Origin of the sequence: Floridaenema fluviatile BLCC-F154 (assembly GCF_041929135.1) — a bacterium.
GTDB lineage: Bacteria > Cyanobacteriota > Cyanobacteriia > Cyanobacteriales > Aerosakkonemataceae > Floridanema > Floridanema fluviatile.
The window spans coordinates 64,978-80,131 of the sequence record NZ_JBHFNS010000046.1 but is presented as its reverse complement, the minus strand read 5'-3'; the positions used below and the strand labels follow the sequence as shown (position 1 = coordinate 80,131).

At 40.5% G+C, this 15,154-nt stretch carries 8 protein-coding genes; 2 read left to right on the top strand and 6 right to left on the bottom strand.

What is annotated here, in order from left to right:
• Window positions 1-22 precede the first annotated feature (22 nt).
• On the bottom strand, window positions 23-3,679 hold the full coding sequence (locus ACE1B6_RS11490; protein WP_413257365.1) for a HEAT repeat domain-containing protein: 3,657 nt from the start codon (window positions 3,677-3,679) through the stop codon (window positions 23-25).
• Window positions 3,680-3,969: 290 nt separating this feature from the next.
• On the opposite strand from ACE1B6_RS11490, the gene ACE1B6_RS11485 reads away from it, so the two are divergent.
• Entirely contained in the window at window positions 3,970-4,260 is a 291-nt protein-coding gene (locus tag ACE1B6_RS11485; RefSeq protein WP_413257364.1) for a hypothetical protein, read from the top strand.
• Between the two features lie 46 nt (window positions 4,261-4,306).
• Here ACE1B6_RS11485 and ACE1B6_RS11480 read toward each other — a convergent pair whose 3' ends face one another.
• The 3 genes from ACE1B6_RS11480 to ACE1B6_RS11470 all read right to left on the bottom strand — a co-directional run bounded on the left by ACE1B6_RS11480 (window position 4,307) and on the right by ACE1B6_RS11470 (window position 6,202).
• Window positions 4,307-4,726, bottom strand: coding sequence for a hypothetical protein (locus ACE1B6_RS11480; protein ID WP_413257363.1), 420 nt, complete (start codon window positions 4,724-4,726; stop codon window positions 4,307-4,309).
• 163 nt (window positions 4,727-4,889) lie between these two features.
• On the bottom strand, window positions 4,890-5,375 hold the full coding sequence (locus ACE1B6_RS11475) for a BON domain-containing protein (RefSeq protein WP_413257362.1): 486 nt from the start codon (window positions 5,373-5,375) through the stop codon (window positions 4,890-4,892).
• Between the two features lie 128 nt (window positions 5,376-5,503).
• Window positions 5,504-6,202, bottom strand: coding sequence for a DUF1269 domain-containing protein (locus ACE1B6_RS11470; RefSeq protein WP_413257361.1), 699 nt, complete (start codon window positions 6,200-6,202; stop codon window positions 5,504-5,506).
• Between the two features lie 340 nt (window positions 6,203-6,542).
• Between ACE1B6_RS11470 and ACE1B6_RS11465 the strand changes: the two genes are divergently transcribed.
• Entirely contained in the window at window positions 6,543-8,081 is a 1,539-nt protein-coding gene (locus ACE1B6_RS11465) for a sensor histidine kinase (RefSeq protein ID WP_413257360.1), read from the top strand.
• Window positions 8,082-8,148: 67 nt separating this feature from the next.
• Here the strand turns inward: ACE1B6_RS11465 and ACE1B6_RS11460 are convergent, their stop codons facing one another.
• Together ACE1B6_RS11460 and ACE1B6_RS11455 are read right to left on the bottom strand one after the other, a co-directional pair.
• Complete coding sequence (locus ACE1B6_RS11460) at window positions 8,149-11,403, bottom strand: hybrid sensor histidine kinase/response regulator (protein ID WP_413257359.1); 3,255 nt, start codon at window positions 11,401-11,403, stop codon at window positions 8,149-8,151.
• 94 nt (window positions 11,404-11,497) lie between these two features.
• Entirely contained in the window at window positions 11,498-15,031 is a 3,534-nt protein-coding gene (locus ACE1B6_RS11455) for a GAF domain-containing protein (protein ID WP_413257358.1), read from the bottom strand.
• Window positions 15,032-15,154 lie beyond the last annotated feature (123 nt).

Below are 15,154 nucleotides of genomic sequence, written 5' to 3'. Positions count from 1 at the left end.
GCGGTATACTAACATACTATCTCTACTCTTCCATCATTTTCTCTCTCATCCAACCGACAATATCTGCAATTAAATTTGGTTGACTCGGTGAAAATGTTTGCAACCCAATTTCTCCGGTTTCGCACACTACACAAATCGCGCCATCAAATTTGCTCAAAGCTGTCAGAAATGTATCGCTAATTCCTGTGGGTGTGGCTGTGAGTGCTGTGGAATCGTAGCAGATGAAAAACAGGGGAATTTCGCTTATGCGGCGCAGGTAATTCCAATAAAATTTGAGTTTTTGCATTGTTTCTGGATACCCATCCTGCCACTCTGGACAATTTTGATTTAGCATCAGGTCGTAAATTTCTGGGGCGGGGTTTTCGGGGTCGATGATTTGGTGTGTGTCGATGCAAATTAGCTTTACTTTGCTGCATAATTCCGGTTGATTGTTAATAGCTTCGGCAAGGTCTTGGGGTAAGTTTGCTATGTTGAGGTTTGCTGTTGCGGTGTTGGTAAGGGTGTCTTGGTGCCAAGCTTGATAGAAGTCGGGGTAGGGCAGATTTTGGGCGTAGTGCCAGATTAATTCGTAGTAGTCCTTATCAATTTGCTGAGAGTTGTTGAAGTTGGCTTTTAAGGTTGTGATGACGGCAAAGTGTTTGTCTGTATGGATTTTCTTTAAACTTTTTGCCACTTGCTGACGATCGTAAACATTAAGTTGGTCAGATTTGAGCAGTGGCACTAAAGCATCGATCGCTTGAGGATTACCTGGGTCAATGTTCCCTAAGCTTTCTGCCACTTGCCTACGGTTGGAATTATTAAGTTGCTCAGAACTAAGCAGTTGCACCAAAGCCGCGATCGCTTGAGGATTACCTGGGTCAATGTTCCCTAAGCTTTCTGCCACTTGCCTACGGGTGTAATCATTAAGATGGGGAGAACTCAGCAGTTGCACCAAAGCATCGATCGCTTGAGGATTGCCTGGGTCAATGTTCCCTAAGCTTTCTGCCACTTGCCTACGGGTGACATCATCAAGTTGGGGAGAACTAAGCAGTTGCACCAAAGCATCAATCGCTTGAGGATTGCCTGGGTCAATGTTCCCTAAGCTTTCTGCCACTTGCCTACGGTTGGAATTATTAAGTTGCTCAGAACTAAGCAGTTGCACCAAAGCCGCGATCGCTTGAGGATTACCTGGGCCAATATTCCCTAAGCTTTCTGCCACTCGCCTACGGGTGTAATCATTAAGATGGGGAGAACTCAGCAGTTGCACCAAAGCATCGATCGCTTGAGGATTGCCTGGGTCAATGTTCCCTAAGCTTTCTGCCACTTGCCTACGGGTGGAATTATTAAGATGGGGAGAACTCAGCAGTTGCACCAAAGCATCGATCGCTTGAGGATTGCCTTGACCAATTTTCCCTAAGCTTTCTACCAATCGCCTACGGGTGGAATCATCATCAAGAATCCTGATCCTGCTATTAACATTGGGCCAAATATCAAGAATGTCAGAAGTGAGCAGTTGCACCAAAGCGGCGATCGCTTTTGGATTCCCTTCGTCAATTTCCCCTAAACTTTCTGCCACCTGCCTACGGGTGGAATGATCAAGAATATCAGAAGTAAGCAGTTGCACCAAAGCCACGCTCGCTTTTGCGCGGTGCGTCTGCTGTAATACTTCCCTAGCTGCATTGCTAATTACATTGATGGGATATATCCACTGTTGCTTTCTAGTATGTAAATAACCAAATGTACACCTAACGATTTTCCTTATTAGTTTATCTATTTGGTAATAATCCTGAAACTCGGCAATTGCGGCAGCGGCTAAAAATAAGGTTCGCCATTCATAACAACTTAAACATCCATCTTTAAATTTAACCAAAGCATCAATAAATTCCTCTTTCTGCTTTCCTTCTATCTCCCCTCGCCCCAACCACAGCAAAATTACCTCTCGCCACTGCCTCTCAAAAATGCGGTAACTGCAATCAGAAACAGGGGGAATTTGGTGATTCAAGAAAAAGTGCCAATCCCCAATTGCACAAGCAGCAAAATATTCCTGAAACGTCGGATGGAAGAAAGCGTAAACAGGCTTTTTCGTGCGGGTATCCCTGTCAACTAAAACCAACCATCCCAATTCATCAGCTAAATTAAACCACTCCTCCTCCATCTGCTCAATGGCAAAATCTTGCTCAATCCGAAACCGATTAACGCTTTCCATTCCCGCTAAAGCCAACTTTGCCAAAGCTTGTTGAATCTGTTTTTTATCCCTCTGGTTTAATCCTCGCTGTTTCTTCTGGAATTCCTCTTGTTTCCACTCAAAAAAATAAGTGGTAAACTGCTCGTAAAGTGCCGCCTTCGTTTCCGGCAATTCCTGTTCGGGTACGCACCAAGACTGACACAACATCGACAACCGCAGGGGATTGCGTACCAGTTCTTTGATTCGCTCTTTTCCCGGTTCTTTTAACTGTCTTGTTAAGCGTTTTCCCTGTTCTCGCCAAAAAGTTTCATTGCCAGAATTGCGCCGTTTCTCATCCTGACTCGCCTCTTCAAACCACTGGCGAATAAACTCATCCACATCATCCGGTTCAAATTCCAAAGTTTTATAAGTATCAAAATCCGTCAGGGTATTGCTAATCGCCGCATCCCAAACATTCAAACGACAAGTTAGCACCACCCGCGCCTTACCCACCCAGTCTGTCAGTTGTTCCCGAATTCTCGCCAACGCCTCGATAGGGGAAGTCGCCGCCATTTCATCCACCCCATCCAACAGCAACCACACCTTACCCGCTGCGAAAAGTTGCTTGAATGATTTTCTGATTTCTGGGGTGACATTTTCGGCATCAAAATCGATAAATTGCAGTGCTTTTGAAAGCCAATTATTGAGTAAATAATCGGCAATTGTGCTAGAACGTAAATCTGCCAAGCGAATACAAATGGGAAAATCCGGGGAATTTTTCGCCAAACGTTCCGCCAATTCTCCTAACAGCGTAGTTTTCCCCGCACCCGGTTCGCCAATAATCGCAATATGCTTGCCTTTTTCGGTGTGATTTTCGCCAATAACTTTCTGGAAAAAAGCATCATCTTTATAAGTTTGGACGATTTGCAGTTCTGGTTCTTTCTGCTGTGGCGAGTCTTCCCCAGTGGAGTTTCTTCTGGGGTTTGGTGTTTTGGGACGTTCCATTAATCCCAAGGGAACGTAAATTTTTAATTCATATTGTTGTGCGGTTGCTTGGCGGCGGAGGTGTTGGGTTTCTAATACTTTGGTGCAGATTTCGCGCCAGTTTATTTGTGTTGGTGTAGTTGTTGGTGTGGGTGGGTTTAAGTCTTTTGGATCAACTATTTCGGTTATGTCTAAGTTTAAGGCTTCAGCAATTTTGGTGACAGAATATCTATCAACTCCTTTACCATCCACCAAAAACCGTCTAACTGTTTTTATACTTATTTCCGCTTTTTCAGCAATGCTTTCATAAGTCAGGGGTTTGCCGTTAGCATCTTTTAAATTATCTTTCGCTTCGTTGAGTTTTTGAATTCCGTTTGGAGTCGGCGGGATGCCACGAGGTTTGCGGCTTGAATTCATAAATAGAAAATTAATGATATAGGCAATATTAACATTTTTCAGTATCCTCTGATCCGCTTGGGAATTGATGATGTTATTGGTAAATGTCAGACGATGTAGGGGCGAAGCATTTGGGCGATAAGTTCTGCAACTCATAAAAGATTCTTGTATCCAAATGCTTCGCCCTCCCCCACGAATAACCTGTATCTACTATCTTGCGCCAAGGCAGGGCGAAGCATTCGGGATTTAAATATTTTGGTTGAGTATTATAAATTGTCGCCCGAATGCTTCGCCCCTACACAGATTAATTTGCAGCAGTTTTGGGAGACAGTTCAATGAAGGGACAGAAAGGGACAGAAAGGGGAATTTATTATCTGTCTGTTTCTTGTCTGGAAGTTACCTCAAAGATCAGGGTATTTGTAGGTTATTGATGTTCAAGAAAACTTATGTCTACCCAATTATTGAAAGCTATCCTTTCTCAAAATCCAAAAATTCAGCTTTTCATTTTGTTAGCATTGCTCAGTTATTCGCAGTATCAAAGCATCAAGGTTCAGCGAAAAGCCAAATTTACAAAGCGTAAGTTAATTCGGGTGAGTTCGCAGTTAGGTGAGTTTTCAATTGTTAATATTGTAAGTTGGTTCGATCCGGTTTCAGGAATTTGTGTTGGTTTTTGTTTCTTGCTTTGGCATTTTGTGGAAGTTTGGAGGGAAGAGAATACTAATAATCCCGGCGAATAGAATTCGCGGCTACACAAACGAAACCCGCCTGCGCGGGTTTTTAATTTCATTCCCACGCCATCCACCAACCGGAATCAATGATGGTTTCTCCTTGGTAGGTGAAGTAGAGAAAATCGTGTCCGCCTCGCCAATAATAAATCAAATATTCGTAATTTCCTTTTGGTTTATTTTGGCGGGTGTGTTCGATTAGGGCAAAAAAGTTATCGCCTTTGGTGGAAATGCGATCGCCTTTCCCCATCAACTGAATAATCTCCGATTTACTATATCTCCCCGTTCCCAAACAATCACCAAGTTGATTCATTACCTGCTGTTTTCGCCCATTCCATTTGTCTACATCTTCGTTCCACGTACCACCACCAAAATGTCCGGGGATTTTTCGCAAATTTCTATATTCTATCGCTAATGTTTCTACATTACAAGTGTTTTGAAGTGGAGAATCAGCAGCAAATACTAAGGAATTATTCAATAGAAATAATGTGAAAATTAGGAATATTTTACTATGATATTTTTTCATTTTTAAATGAGGCAGTTTCTTGTTATTAGTAGGGAAGCTGCGGCGCTGAAGCGCAACAATGTACCTATTTTAACATTCCCGACTTCTTCAAGAAGTCGGGAATCTGAGGTAATTTTTATTGGGCTTCTTGGTTGTTTGTTTCTGGTTGTGCGGGCGCAACTACTGCTTCGACTTTTACGCTTTTGACACCTTTAATTTCTTGGGCTAAAGGTGCAATTTTCGCTAAATCTTGTTCATTTGGAACTGTTCCGGCTACTGTTACAATGCCTTCTTTGGAATCAACTGTTAATTGTCCTTTGGTAATGTTAGCTTCTAGTTTGCTGCGAACTTCGCTTTCTATATCTGCTTCGGCTCTATCTGTATCTCCTCCAGTGATATTATTCCGCTGTTCGCGCGATCGAATATCCGAGTTTAATTGTGCTCTGCGAGTCTCACTGGTAGCATCACTTTGCGCGTCTTGAATGTTCTCTGCTTCGGGTGCTTGAGTTTGGACTTGATTAGTGCCATTAGGGGCATTTTGAGTTGTCTTTTCATTATCGGCGCAAGCAACGGCACCAAACATTAAAAGTCCTGTTAGTAAAAATGGAGTTAATTTTTTCATTGTTTTCCTTTTCCTAAAAAGGTAGATTTAAAAAAACCATTGGCTAATTGACAAAACCCCTGAAAAAAGTTACTTGATAACTGAGTTGTGAGGAGTTTTGTCTATTTATTTTTGGGTTGAGTGGAAAATTACAGTGCGCGATCGCCAGGATCGACTACATGATTGCGACGATCGATAATCGTTACTAAAGGATTAGAATCATCGATGTATTCCCGATTGACATCCCGATTTAGATCGTCAGAAGTAGAATCATGACGTACATTCCGATCTAAATCGTCAGAATTAGAGTCGTAAATTTCCCATTCTTGAATATTATGACGATGCAAAATTGATTCAGCACGGGTAATTTCATCGATGCTGCCATCAATTATTAACAAGTAATCACCGCGAACTACTCGATCGTGATAAACTCTCGCTCTTTCTTCGGGAATTCCTAACCCAATTAATGCACCCAATAAGCCCCCAGTAGCAGCGCCAATTGCAGTTCCCGAAAGGGTTGTAGCGATCGCAGTTGCCGTAGCACCCGCTAACATTACAGGGCCAATTCCCGGAATTGCTAGTGCGCCAAGGCCCACCAATAAGCCTGTAATGCCACCTAAAGCACCACCTGCGATCGCCCCTTTAGCCGCACCTTCATCAGCTTTGTTATCATTAACATCTTTGACATTAGCACCAGCAATTCGATCGCGATCGTCGTCAACATCTCTGGCAATTACTGACACTTTATCCATTGGAAAACCATGATTTCTCAGTTCTTGAAGTGCTAATTCAAGACTGCGACGATTGGGAAATACACCCATGCCACGTCGATTTTTACCTAAAGCCATTTTTCCCTCCCAAACACTAGCTTTTAGTAGGAACAAAAACTATGATGATTTGTCGTAATTCCTATAATCTTCGTTTTAGTTAAGTTAGTGTTCACTCTTTAGATGTAACTCGTTATCTACCAAGAGAATGGTAATAAGGCTTAGCGGAATTTGCCGGAAAAAAAGGTAATTTTATCGGTAAGAGTCGCTGGAATATATATATTAAAGGTTAAAGTTAACCAGAACAACGGTAATCCATAAACCAGGGTTCGGTTTTACCCCCCTTGATAGATAACATATACTGATAGGCTCATAAGAGAGTCCTGCGGGTTTAGTTGCAAGTCTTGGTGGGTGATTGTCAGTGCAAAAGTGGTTACTGCCAACTTTAAGTGAAATTTTAGCCGAAACGACCGAGAAATCGGCGCTAGATGTTGTATTGTCAAATGATGGGAGAGCGAAAGAGCAGTCCTCCACAAATCAGGCAACCTTGCAACATTTGAAAGCGGAACGAGAGTGGTTTGGGGCGATCGCCGCCTTAGAAAAATTACTGCGTACTCATTGGGTATTTGACGAAAATTCTGTTAATGAAGATCGAGCGTCATCCTTAACTCAAGGATTAATTTTAACTGGCCCTTTGCCAATTTTGAGCGATCCAACACTTTCTCATTATTTTCCTACTTGGATTTTTTCGGCGCAATTAGGAAAACCTTGGGGTTGGATGCCGTTTCAGTTACCTCCGGCAAAAGAAAACCAAACCCAAAATAGCGATCGCAGCAATTCTTTACCTTTATTACCAGGCGATCCTTTAGCTAGCGAACAATTTTGTCTGGTTTTCACTACTAATTTTAGTTTAGTAATGGTTTTGGGGGACGATCGCCAAGGAAATCCCGCTTTCTTATTTTCCTTCGAGCCAGAAGTGGTACAGCAAGCTTGGGATTCTCTCAGATTGCGAATGTTGCTAACTTGTCCTCATCAAATCGGTGAGTTAGATACTTTAGTGCATCGATTTGCACCGATCGCCCCAGATTACCGAACTGTCATGCAATTTAGTCGCTTGTTACTCAAATATTTGCCCGAATCAGAGGAACAGGAACAAAATGACAGCCCAAAAAGCAAAATTCAAAATGCTAAATCTCTTGATTCTTCACTAAATTCTAAAGCGAAAATTCAAAATTTAAATTCTAATGAAGTGGAATTATTGCAAGCATTTGCTCATGAAGTAAAAACTCCTTTAGCAACAATTCGGACTTTCACTAGGTTGTTACTAAGAAGAAAAGATTTAGCTCCAGATATTATTAAAAGATTAGAAGTAATTGACCATGAATGTACTGAACAAATAGAAAGAATGGAATTACTGTTTCAAGCAGCAGAAATGGAAACTGCCGATGCTGCGGAAACACCTGTTTATTTAACTACAACTTCCTTATCTCAAGTTTTCCAAGAAAGTATTCCTCGTTGGCAAAAACAAGCTGTGCGTCGCAGTCAAACTTTAGATGTTTTGTTACCACAGCAAATGCCTACTGTAGTTAGCGATCCGACAATGTTAGAGCGAATTCTTACTAGTTTAATCGATAACTTTACTCGCAGTTTACCCGCAGGTAGTCATATCCAAGTACAGGTAATGCCAGCAGGAAATCAGTTAAAGTTGCAATTATTAACTCATACTAATGGGTTAGATAATAATGGTGATGGTAAAAGTTCAGCTAATCATCATTCTAAGCGGAAATTGATTGGTCAATTGCTCACTTTTCAGCCGGAAACTGGCAGTTTGTGCCTCAGTCATAATGTAACAAAAAGCCTGTTTCAAGCTTTAGGTGGTAAACTCATTGTCCGCGAACGTCCCGAACAAGGTGAAGTATTTACTATCTTTTTACCTACTGGTGAGAGTCAAGTTAAATAATCACCTATCCGTTGTAACGACTTTAGTCGTAGATTGACGGACTGAAGTCCTTACAACGGACGAAAAATTAAGCTAAGGTGGGTACTTTTTCATCGAATAAATCAGCGATCGCTTTTAACATTTCGTTTTCGCGATATGGCTTAGTAAAGTAACCTACTGCACCTAATTCTTTGGCTAACAGGCGGTGTTTTTCTCCAGTACGAGAAGTTAACATAATCACAGGTACTTGAGGTAAAACTGTGTCTTGGCGATAACTGTTTAAAAATTCAAAACCATTCATTGCAGGCATTTCAATATCACAAATTACTAACTGAATGCCTCTATTTTGTTGGATTTGATAAATGGCATCTCGACCGTTTTGTGCTTGGACTACTTGATAGCCTGACCTTTGCAAAGTTAGGGCTAGAGTTTGGCGGACGCTAATCGAATCATCTACTACTAAAATCTTTTTCGGTGTAGTAGCAAGCATCGGTAAAGAGGTGGGAGAGTTGAGTTGTAAACTTAAGAGTTCTGGATCTAATTTGCTGTCGTTAGTTTCCCATTGCCAATCAGAGATTGGGTTTTTTCCTACTGCTTGGTCAAATAATTGACTAACTAAAATAGTCGGATCGATTACTAATGTTAAACGACCATCTGCCAAAGTACTGCCACCATAAACGTAACTGGGAGGTGCGATCGCTTTTCCTAAAGACCGAATTACTAATTCTTGTTCGCCCATAATTTGGTCAATTTCTAACGCCACTATTTTTGTTCCTTGCCATAAATCTACTTGGGAAGTTTGGCGTAGTAATAGTAAGGGAGTTGACGAGAATTTAAATGTTTCTGATTGATTACGATCGATTGCTTCTGGTAATTTGCTTCGATAACTTGGGGTATTTCCCGACATTAATTCCGCCATGTTGTAAATAGGAATTACCGTATTTCTTTGATTAGTTAAATGCAGAACTTTTTGCCCGTTACTATATTGTACTTGTTCAGATTTTGGCAAAATAATTTGCTCGATCGCATCAGAAAGCAAAGCATATACAGTACCCTTAGTTTCGCAAATCATTAATTTTGCCATAGTTAAACTTAAGGGGAACTGCAACAAAAATGTAGTTCCTTTTTGCGGTTCTGAGTTAACTATTACTGAACCAGATAAAACTTCCATTTGGGAACGAACTACATTTAAACCTATTCCTCGTCCTGAAAGGTCGCTAACTTGAGAAGCGGTTGAAAATCCTGGTTCAAATAGTAAGTTTAACAGGATAGCTTCGGAAGCTTTATCTGCTTGTTCAACAGATAAAAGTTGCATTTCTACAGCCCGTCTGCGGATGCGATCTAAATCTAAACCTTGACCATCATCTCTAACTTCAATGACTGTTTTATTCGCCCGATGATAAGCGCAAATTTCAATTTTTCCGGTTTCTGCTTTACCTTGGGATGCGCGAATTTCAGGTAATTCAATGCCATGATCGAAAGCGTTACGAACTAAATGTAATAAGGGGTCGTACAGCTTTTCGGCTAAGGCGCGATCGATTAATACTTCAGTACCGATTAATGTTAATTTAACTCGTTTTTTGTGAGCCGCAGACAACTGTTGCAAAAGCCGAGGAAACCGGCTAAAAATTTCGCCTAATGGCAACATTCGCGCCGTCCGTAAGTCATCTTGGGCATTATTTAAGAGGCGGCGTTGTTTGGCTAAAACTTGGCTGGATTGTTTGGCTAAGTAATCAGTAGATTCGATCGCTTCTTCCAACTGCACCAACTCTTCTAAAGTTGCTTGCAATAATTCATGCAATTCACTATGTTGATCTAACTCCAAAGAATCAAAACTAGAAGACCAATTTTCCACAACTCGCTGACGTTCTTGGACGACTAATAATTGGTCTGACCAATCACGTAATTCGCTAATTGTTTGTTGGTGTCTTCGCAAACGATACCATAATTGCCCGATCGATTCTTGCAATTGTTCGCTAATATTCAATTGTCTATTTTGTCCAATCAACATTTCCCCTGCTAAGTGGCTGAGGCGTTCTAATAATTCTAAATCTACCCGCACCGAGGTATGAGTAGCTTTCGTATTAGCCGCAGTTTGTGGCGATGGTGTAGCAGTTTGAAACTTAACTTTTGTTGGTGGTTGTTCAACTAATTGATCTGGGACAACTTGCGAAATCACCGCTTTTTCTTCGGTAATAATTTTACCATGATCTTCTACTGTTGCGGAAACAGTCAAACTTTCTTCCGAGGTAACTTCCGCCGTTGTTTCCGAAATGTCTATCTTTACTTCTTCTCCAAAAATTGGGCGGTCTTCGGTTTCTATAAAGTTACCAAACACATCATCTAAACTAGGTTCTGCAAGTACTTCTTCAATTTCAATGTCTGATTCTAGATTGGCTTCTACTTCTGTTTCCGTTTCCGGTAATTCAGCAACTATTAATTCAGGATACTGGGTAATTTCATCATTAACTAATTCTGGCGAACTAACGTCTAAATTATCAGCAGGAATCTCTAATAATTCATCTGTGATGATATTTTCTGCATCTAATGTTTCTGGATTTGAGTTGGCTAATTCTTGTAAAGCAGCAGAAGGTTTTCCGCCAGAAGTACGATCGCCTTCCATAACCGCAGACCAACCTTCGCTAAAATCTAATAAAGCTACTTGAGCGATATTTTTAACTTGTTCTGGATGCAATTCTAAAGCAGTTAAAGTAGTTTTGGCGATCGCGCCAAATCCAGGTAAGTTTAAAGATTCCCCTAACCCAATAAAAACTTCTACTTGTTCTCTTAAAACTGTCTCTAACTCTGAGGAATTATCAGAATCGATCGTAATTGCTAAACTTTCTAAACGTTGTTTTACGCCTACCTCAAAAATAGATTTAGTAATATCAAATCCTAACTCTACCGAACTAGGAATTTGCGCTTCTTTACCGAAATAATCGCCTAATTTTTCTTGTAATTTAGCAAAAACAGTTACCGATCTATCTAAAGCTTCTGATTCATTTACATAACCACCTGTAATTTCTGCCATTAAAGGTAAACGTAGACATTCGTATCCTTCATAAAGCAGCATTTCCAGGTCAGGATCGATTTCTATTTCTGGGTTATAAAGTGCCTTAAATACATCCTCTAAATGGTGAGAAATCGTTTTAATTGTCTCTAACCCGACATTCGCAGCCGCACCTTTTAAAGTGTGGGTCGATCGCATCAAACTATGCACTTTCACCAAGCTATAGTCTTCTCTTAGATTTAATAATTCCTGCTCAATATTTTGCAACAACTCTGGTGCTTCAGCGAGAAAATATTGATAGCCTTGTTCGCGAATATCGTTATCACTGTTCATGGCTTTATGGTGATTTGTCAGTTATCAATTATTATTCGTCATTTGGACTTTGTAAGGTGCGTTATTAACGCACCTTACAAACTAAACACTCACATTAATTGAGCTTGAATTTCCCGACATTTGACTGTAAATCTTCAGCCATCGTCAACAATTCTTGGAAAGAAGAAGAAATATGCAAAGAATTTTCCGAGGTTTGGTTAGCAATTCTCGCCACACTAGTCATCGCTTCAGTCACTAACTTCGACTGTTGCGTTTCCTGTTGTGTTGCTTGGGTAATTCCTTGCACCAAATCTTGAATTTGAGCGGTAGCACCGACAATTTTATTCAAGTTTTGTCTGGTTTCATTTACTAAATTAGTACCCTCAACTACCTGTTGAATTCCGGTTTCAATTGCTTGCACAACTTCGCCAGTTTCCTCTTGAATATCCTGTACTAATTGTTCAATTTCTGTGGTTGCAGCAGCGGACTGTCGCGCCAAACTCCGCACTTCATCGGCTACCACAGCAAAGCCTTTACCGTATTCTCCGGCTCTGGTGGCTTCAATTGCCGCATTGAGTGCTAACAAATTAGTTTGAGTTGCCAAATTACCAATTAAATTCACCGCCTTAGAAATCTTTTGCGAAGACTCACTCAAGCGTTTAATTTTCTTACCAGTTTTTGCCACCGTTTCCCGAATTGCCATAATTTCATCAACAGTACGGTTCATCGCCGTATCACCCTGCAAAACAGTTTGGTTAGCTTCTTGTACTGCCACTTCTACTAAAGCTGCATTTTTAGCTACAGCTTGCGTAGAATTGACCATTGCTTGTACTAATTTTAACGCTTCTGACAACTTTTGATACTGTAGTTGTGCTTGTTGAGAAAGTTCCGTAATTGATACTCCACTACTTTGGGAGGTTTGGGCGACTTTTGCGGTAGCTGTTTGTACTTGAGTCAGAATTTTTCGCAGAGCTTGCAAGGTATTATTGTAAGCATCAGCGAGGGTTCCTACTTCATCGGTTGTTACTGGAAGTCTGACAGTTAAATCACCTTTTAATGTTGGTTGAATTGCACCGAGTAACTGAATTGCTCGTTGTTGTAATTGTTCTTTTGCTTCCTTCTCTCTTTTAGCTGCTTGTGCTAATTGTTCTGATTGTTGTCTCACTTGTTCCAAATATTTTGCTTGGCGCAAAGCTACACCCATTTGGATACCAACTTGCGCTACCACATTTACTTCTGCTTCATCCCAGTGACGAACGTCAGAATGTTGATAAGAGGCTAACAAACCCCAAAGATTATCGCCAACAAAAATGGGTACGATAATATAAGCTTTGATTTGCATTTGCTCCAACATTTCAACGTGACATTGAGACAAACCTGCATTGTTAATGTCGTTAGCAATTGAGTGAACATTTTCTACTGCATATTTTTGATTTTGCCGATATCGACCTCCTTGAGTTTCTTGCAAATAACTGTCTTCCCAAACTGTTGTAATATCTGGTCCTACCCATTTAGGCCAACCACTAGCGACTGATTCAGCAACAAATACTCCACTCCAATCTGGACGGAATTGATATACGGAAACTCGTTCTGCTTTGAGTAATTGCCGCATTTCATGAGTAGTAGTTTTGAAGATAGTATTTACGTCTAAAGATAGACGCATTTTGTCAATAACTTTGGTGAGGGTTTTCTCTCTTTCTACTACATGAACCAGTTGTTCTGATTTTGCTTCTAGTTGTTTTAAGCTACTATTTTGGATTAAGGCTAGCCCTAATTGATTGGCAATTTGAGATAGCAAGTTTACTTCGGAATCTTCCCAATGGCGAGAGCTAGAGTTCTGATAGGTACAGAATAATCCCCAGAGTTTGTTCCCGGCAAAAATGGGAATAATTACATAAGCTTTGGCTTCAAATTGCTCCAAAAGTTCGATGTAACATTCAGGAAAATTAGCCTGATAAATGTCGTCTACAACGAAGTTAGATCGATCGTGCTGATGACCGCCTCTAGTAGAATGCAAATAACCTTCGGTAACGCGGAATTTGGCTCCACTCTTTTGTAGTGCGTTGCCATAATCAGTAATGTCGTCAACAAAGTGGTGATCGAATAGTTGTTTATTCAACATGGGAGTCCAATCACTACTAACAGATTCCGTGACAAAAGTACCGCTCCAATCTTCGTTGAAACGATAAACAGCTATGCGATCGGCTTTCAGTAATCGCCGGATTTGTTGAGATGTAGATGTGAAAATGGACTCCATATTTCGCATCTGTTGAACTTGTTCCGCAATTGATTTACCAACTTTTCCAATAATTTGGATAAAGTTCTTTTCCCGTTCAGCTACAATTGCTAATCTCTCGGTTTTTTCATGTAGTTGTTCTAGGTATTCTGCTTGATCTAAAGCGATACCAAATTGGGCGGCGACTCGCTTGACAAATTCAATTTCATAATTTTGCCATTTGTGGGGTTTAGTACATTGGTGAATGCAAAGTAATCCCCAAAGTTCTTCGCCTTTCATTAAAGGAACAATTAAGTTGGCGCGAATTTGGAAATTCAATAATTGTTCAATGTGACATTCTGATAATCCCGAAGTGTAAACATCAGAAACGGCTTGAATTCTACCTTGGCGATATAAAGGTGCGAAATCTTTACCAAAGCGGCTATCAGCAAAGATATTTCCTAATTCGGAAGAGATTCCTTGGCGCAAATCTTCAGCGATAAATTGCCCTTCGTTGAAGTCTTTTCCGGGGATGAATTGGAATACGGAAACGCGATCGGTATTTAGTAATTGTCGCACCTCTCGACAAGTAGCTTTAAATAAAGCATCTAAATTTTGAGATTGGCGAATTCGCAGGAGTACATTATTTAAAACTCGCTCTTGTTCTGGCTGAACTGTTAATTGCCAACGATATTCTGATTGTTGTAGGTGAACTAGAATTTCTGTCCCTACTTGATAAAGAGTTTGGCACTCAGTTTCTTGCCAATGACGATTCTCTTGATGCTGCAATGCTATTAGTAATCCCCAAACTTGTTGCCCAACAATTAAGGGTACTGTTAGGTAAGATTTAATTTGTAATTTTTCCCATTGTTGCTTTTGTTGCGGGGTAAATTCGTCGCTGGATGTGTCACCTGCTAGCAATACTGCTGTAGTAAAATATTCCGCCGATCGATCGGCACCAAAATAATGACTTTCTAATGGTTTTCCTAACAATGGAGTTAATTCTAATTCCATTGCTTCTGCCATAATTACGCCATAATTTTCGCTGTCAAAGCGATAGACGAGTAGGCGATCGCATCCTAAGTTTTCCCGCAGTTCCGTAACCGCAATTTTCAGCTTATTTTCAAAGTCTACACCCTGGCGAATTTGAGAAACAATCTCTAAAATTTTCTCTCTTTCCAGCTTGAATTTTGCTTGCACGCTAGCTTCCCAGCTGACTTTAAATTTCTGATCGACTGTGGCAACTAAACTTTCTAGCTTCTGCATTTTTTCCGTGACTTCTGGAGCATCCCAAAGGGAAGTTTTTTCTATATCGGATTTTAAACTGGTTACAGCTGAAGCTATTATTTTTATAGGTGAACCACCATTGGTTTTGTTGCCATTGGGCGCAGCGTTAATTTGTTGGCTTGGTTTGGGCTGATAATGTGTAGTCATTTTTGCAACTATGGGTAATTGTTAATTGTTAATTAGAAGTCTCTTTTTTGAGTTGGTTAATTCAAAATTGAAATTTCCTATTCTTACTGCATAAGCAGATGAGAAAATGACCCTGATGATTTT

Coding starts and splice junctions, on each gene's coding strand:
- ACE1B6_RS11455 (WP_413257358.1), bottom strand. CDS start 15,031: ATGACTACACATTATCAGCCCAAACCAAGCCAACAAATTAACGCTGCG.
- ACE1B6_RS11475 (WP_413257362.1), bottom strand. CDS start 5,375: ATGAAAAAATTAACTCCATTTTTACTAACAGGACTTTTAATGTTTGGT.
- ACE1B6_RS11470 (WP_413257361.1), bottom strand. CDS start 6,202: ATGGCTTTAGGTAAAAATCGACGTGGCATGGGTGTATTTCCCAATCGT.
- ACE1B6_RS11485 (WP_413257364.1), top strand. CDS start 3,970: ATGTCTACCCAATTATTGAAAGCTATCCTTTCTCAAAATCCAAAAATT.
- ACE1B6_RS11460 (WP_413257359.1), bottom strand. CDS start 11,403: ATGAACAGTGATAACGATATTCGCGAACAAGGCTATCAATATTTTCTC.
- ACE1B6_RS11490 (WP_413257365.1), bottom strand. CDS start 3,679: ATGAGTTGCAGAACTTATCGCCCAAATGCTTCGCCCCTACATCGTCTG.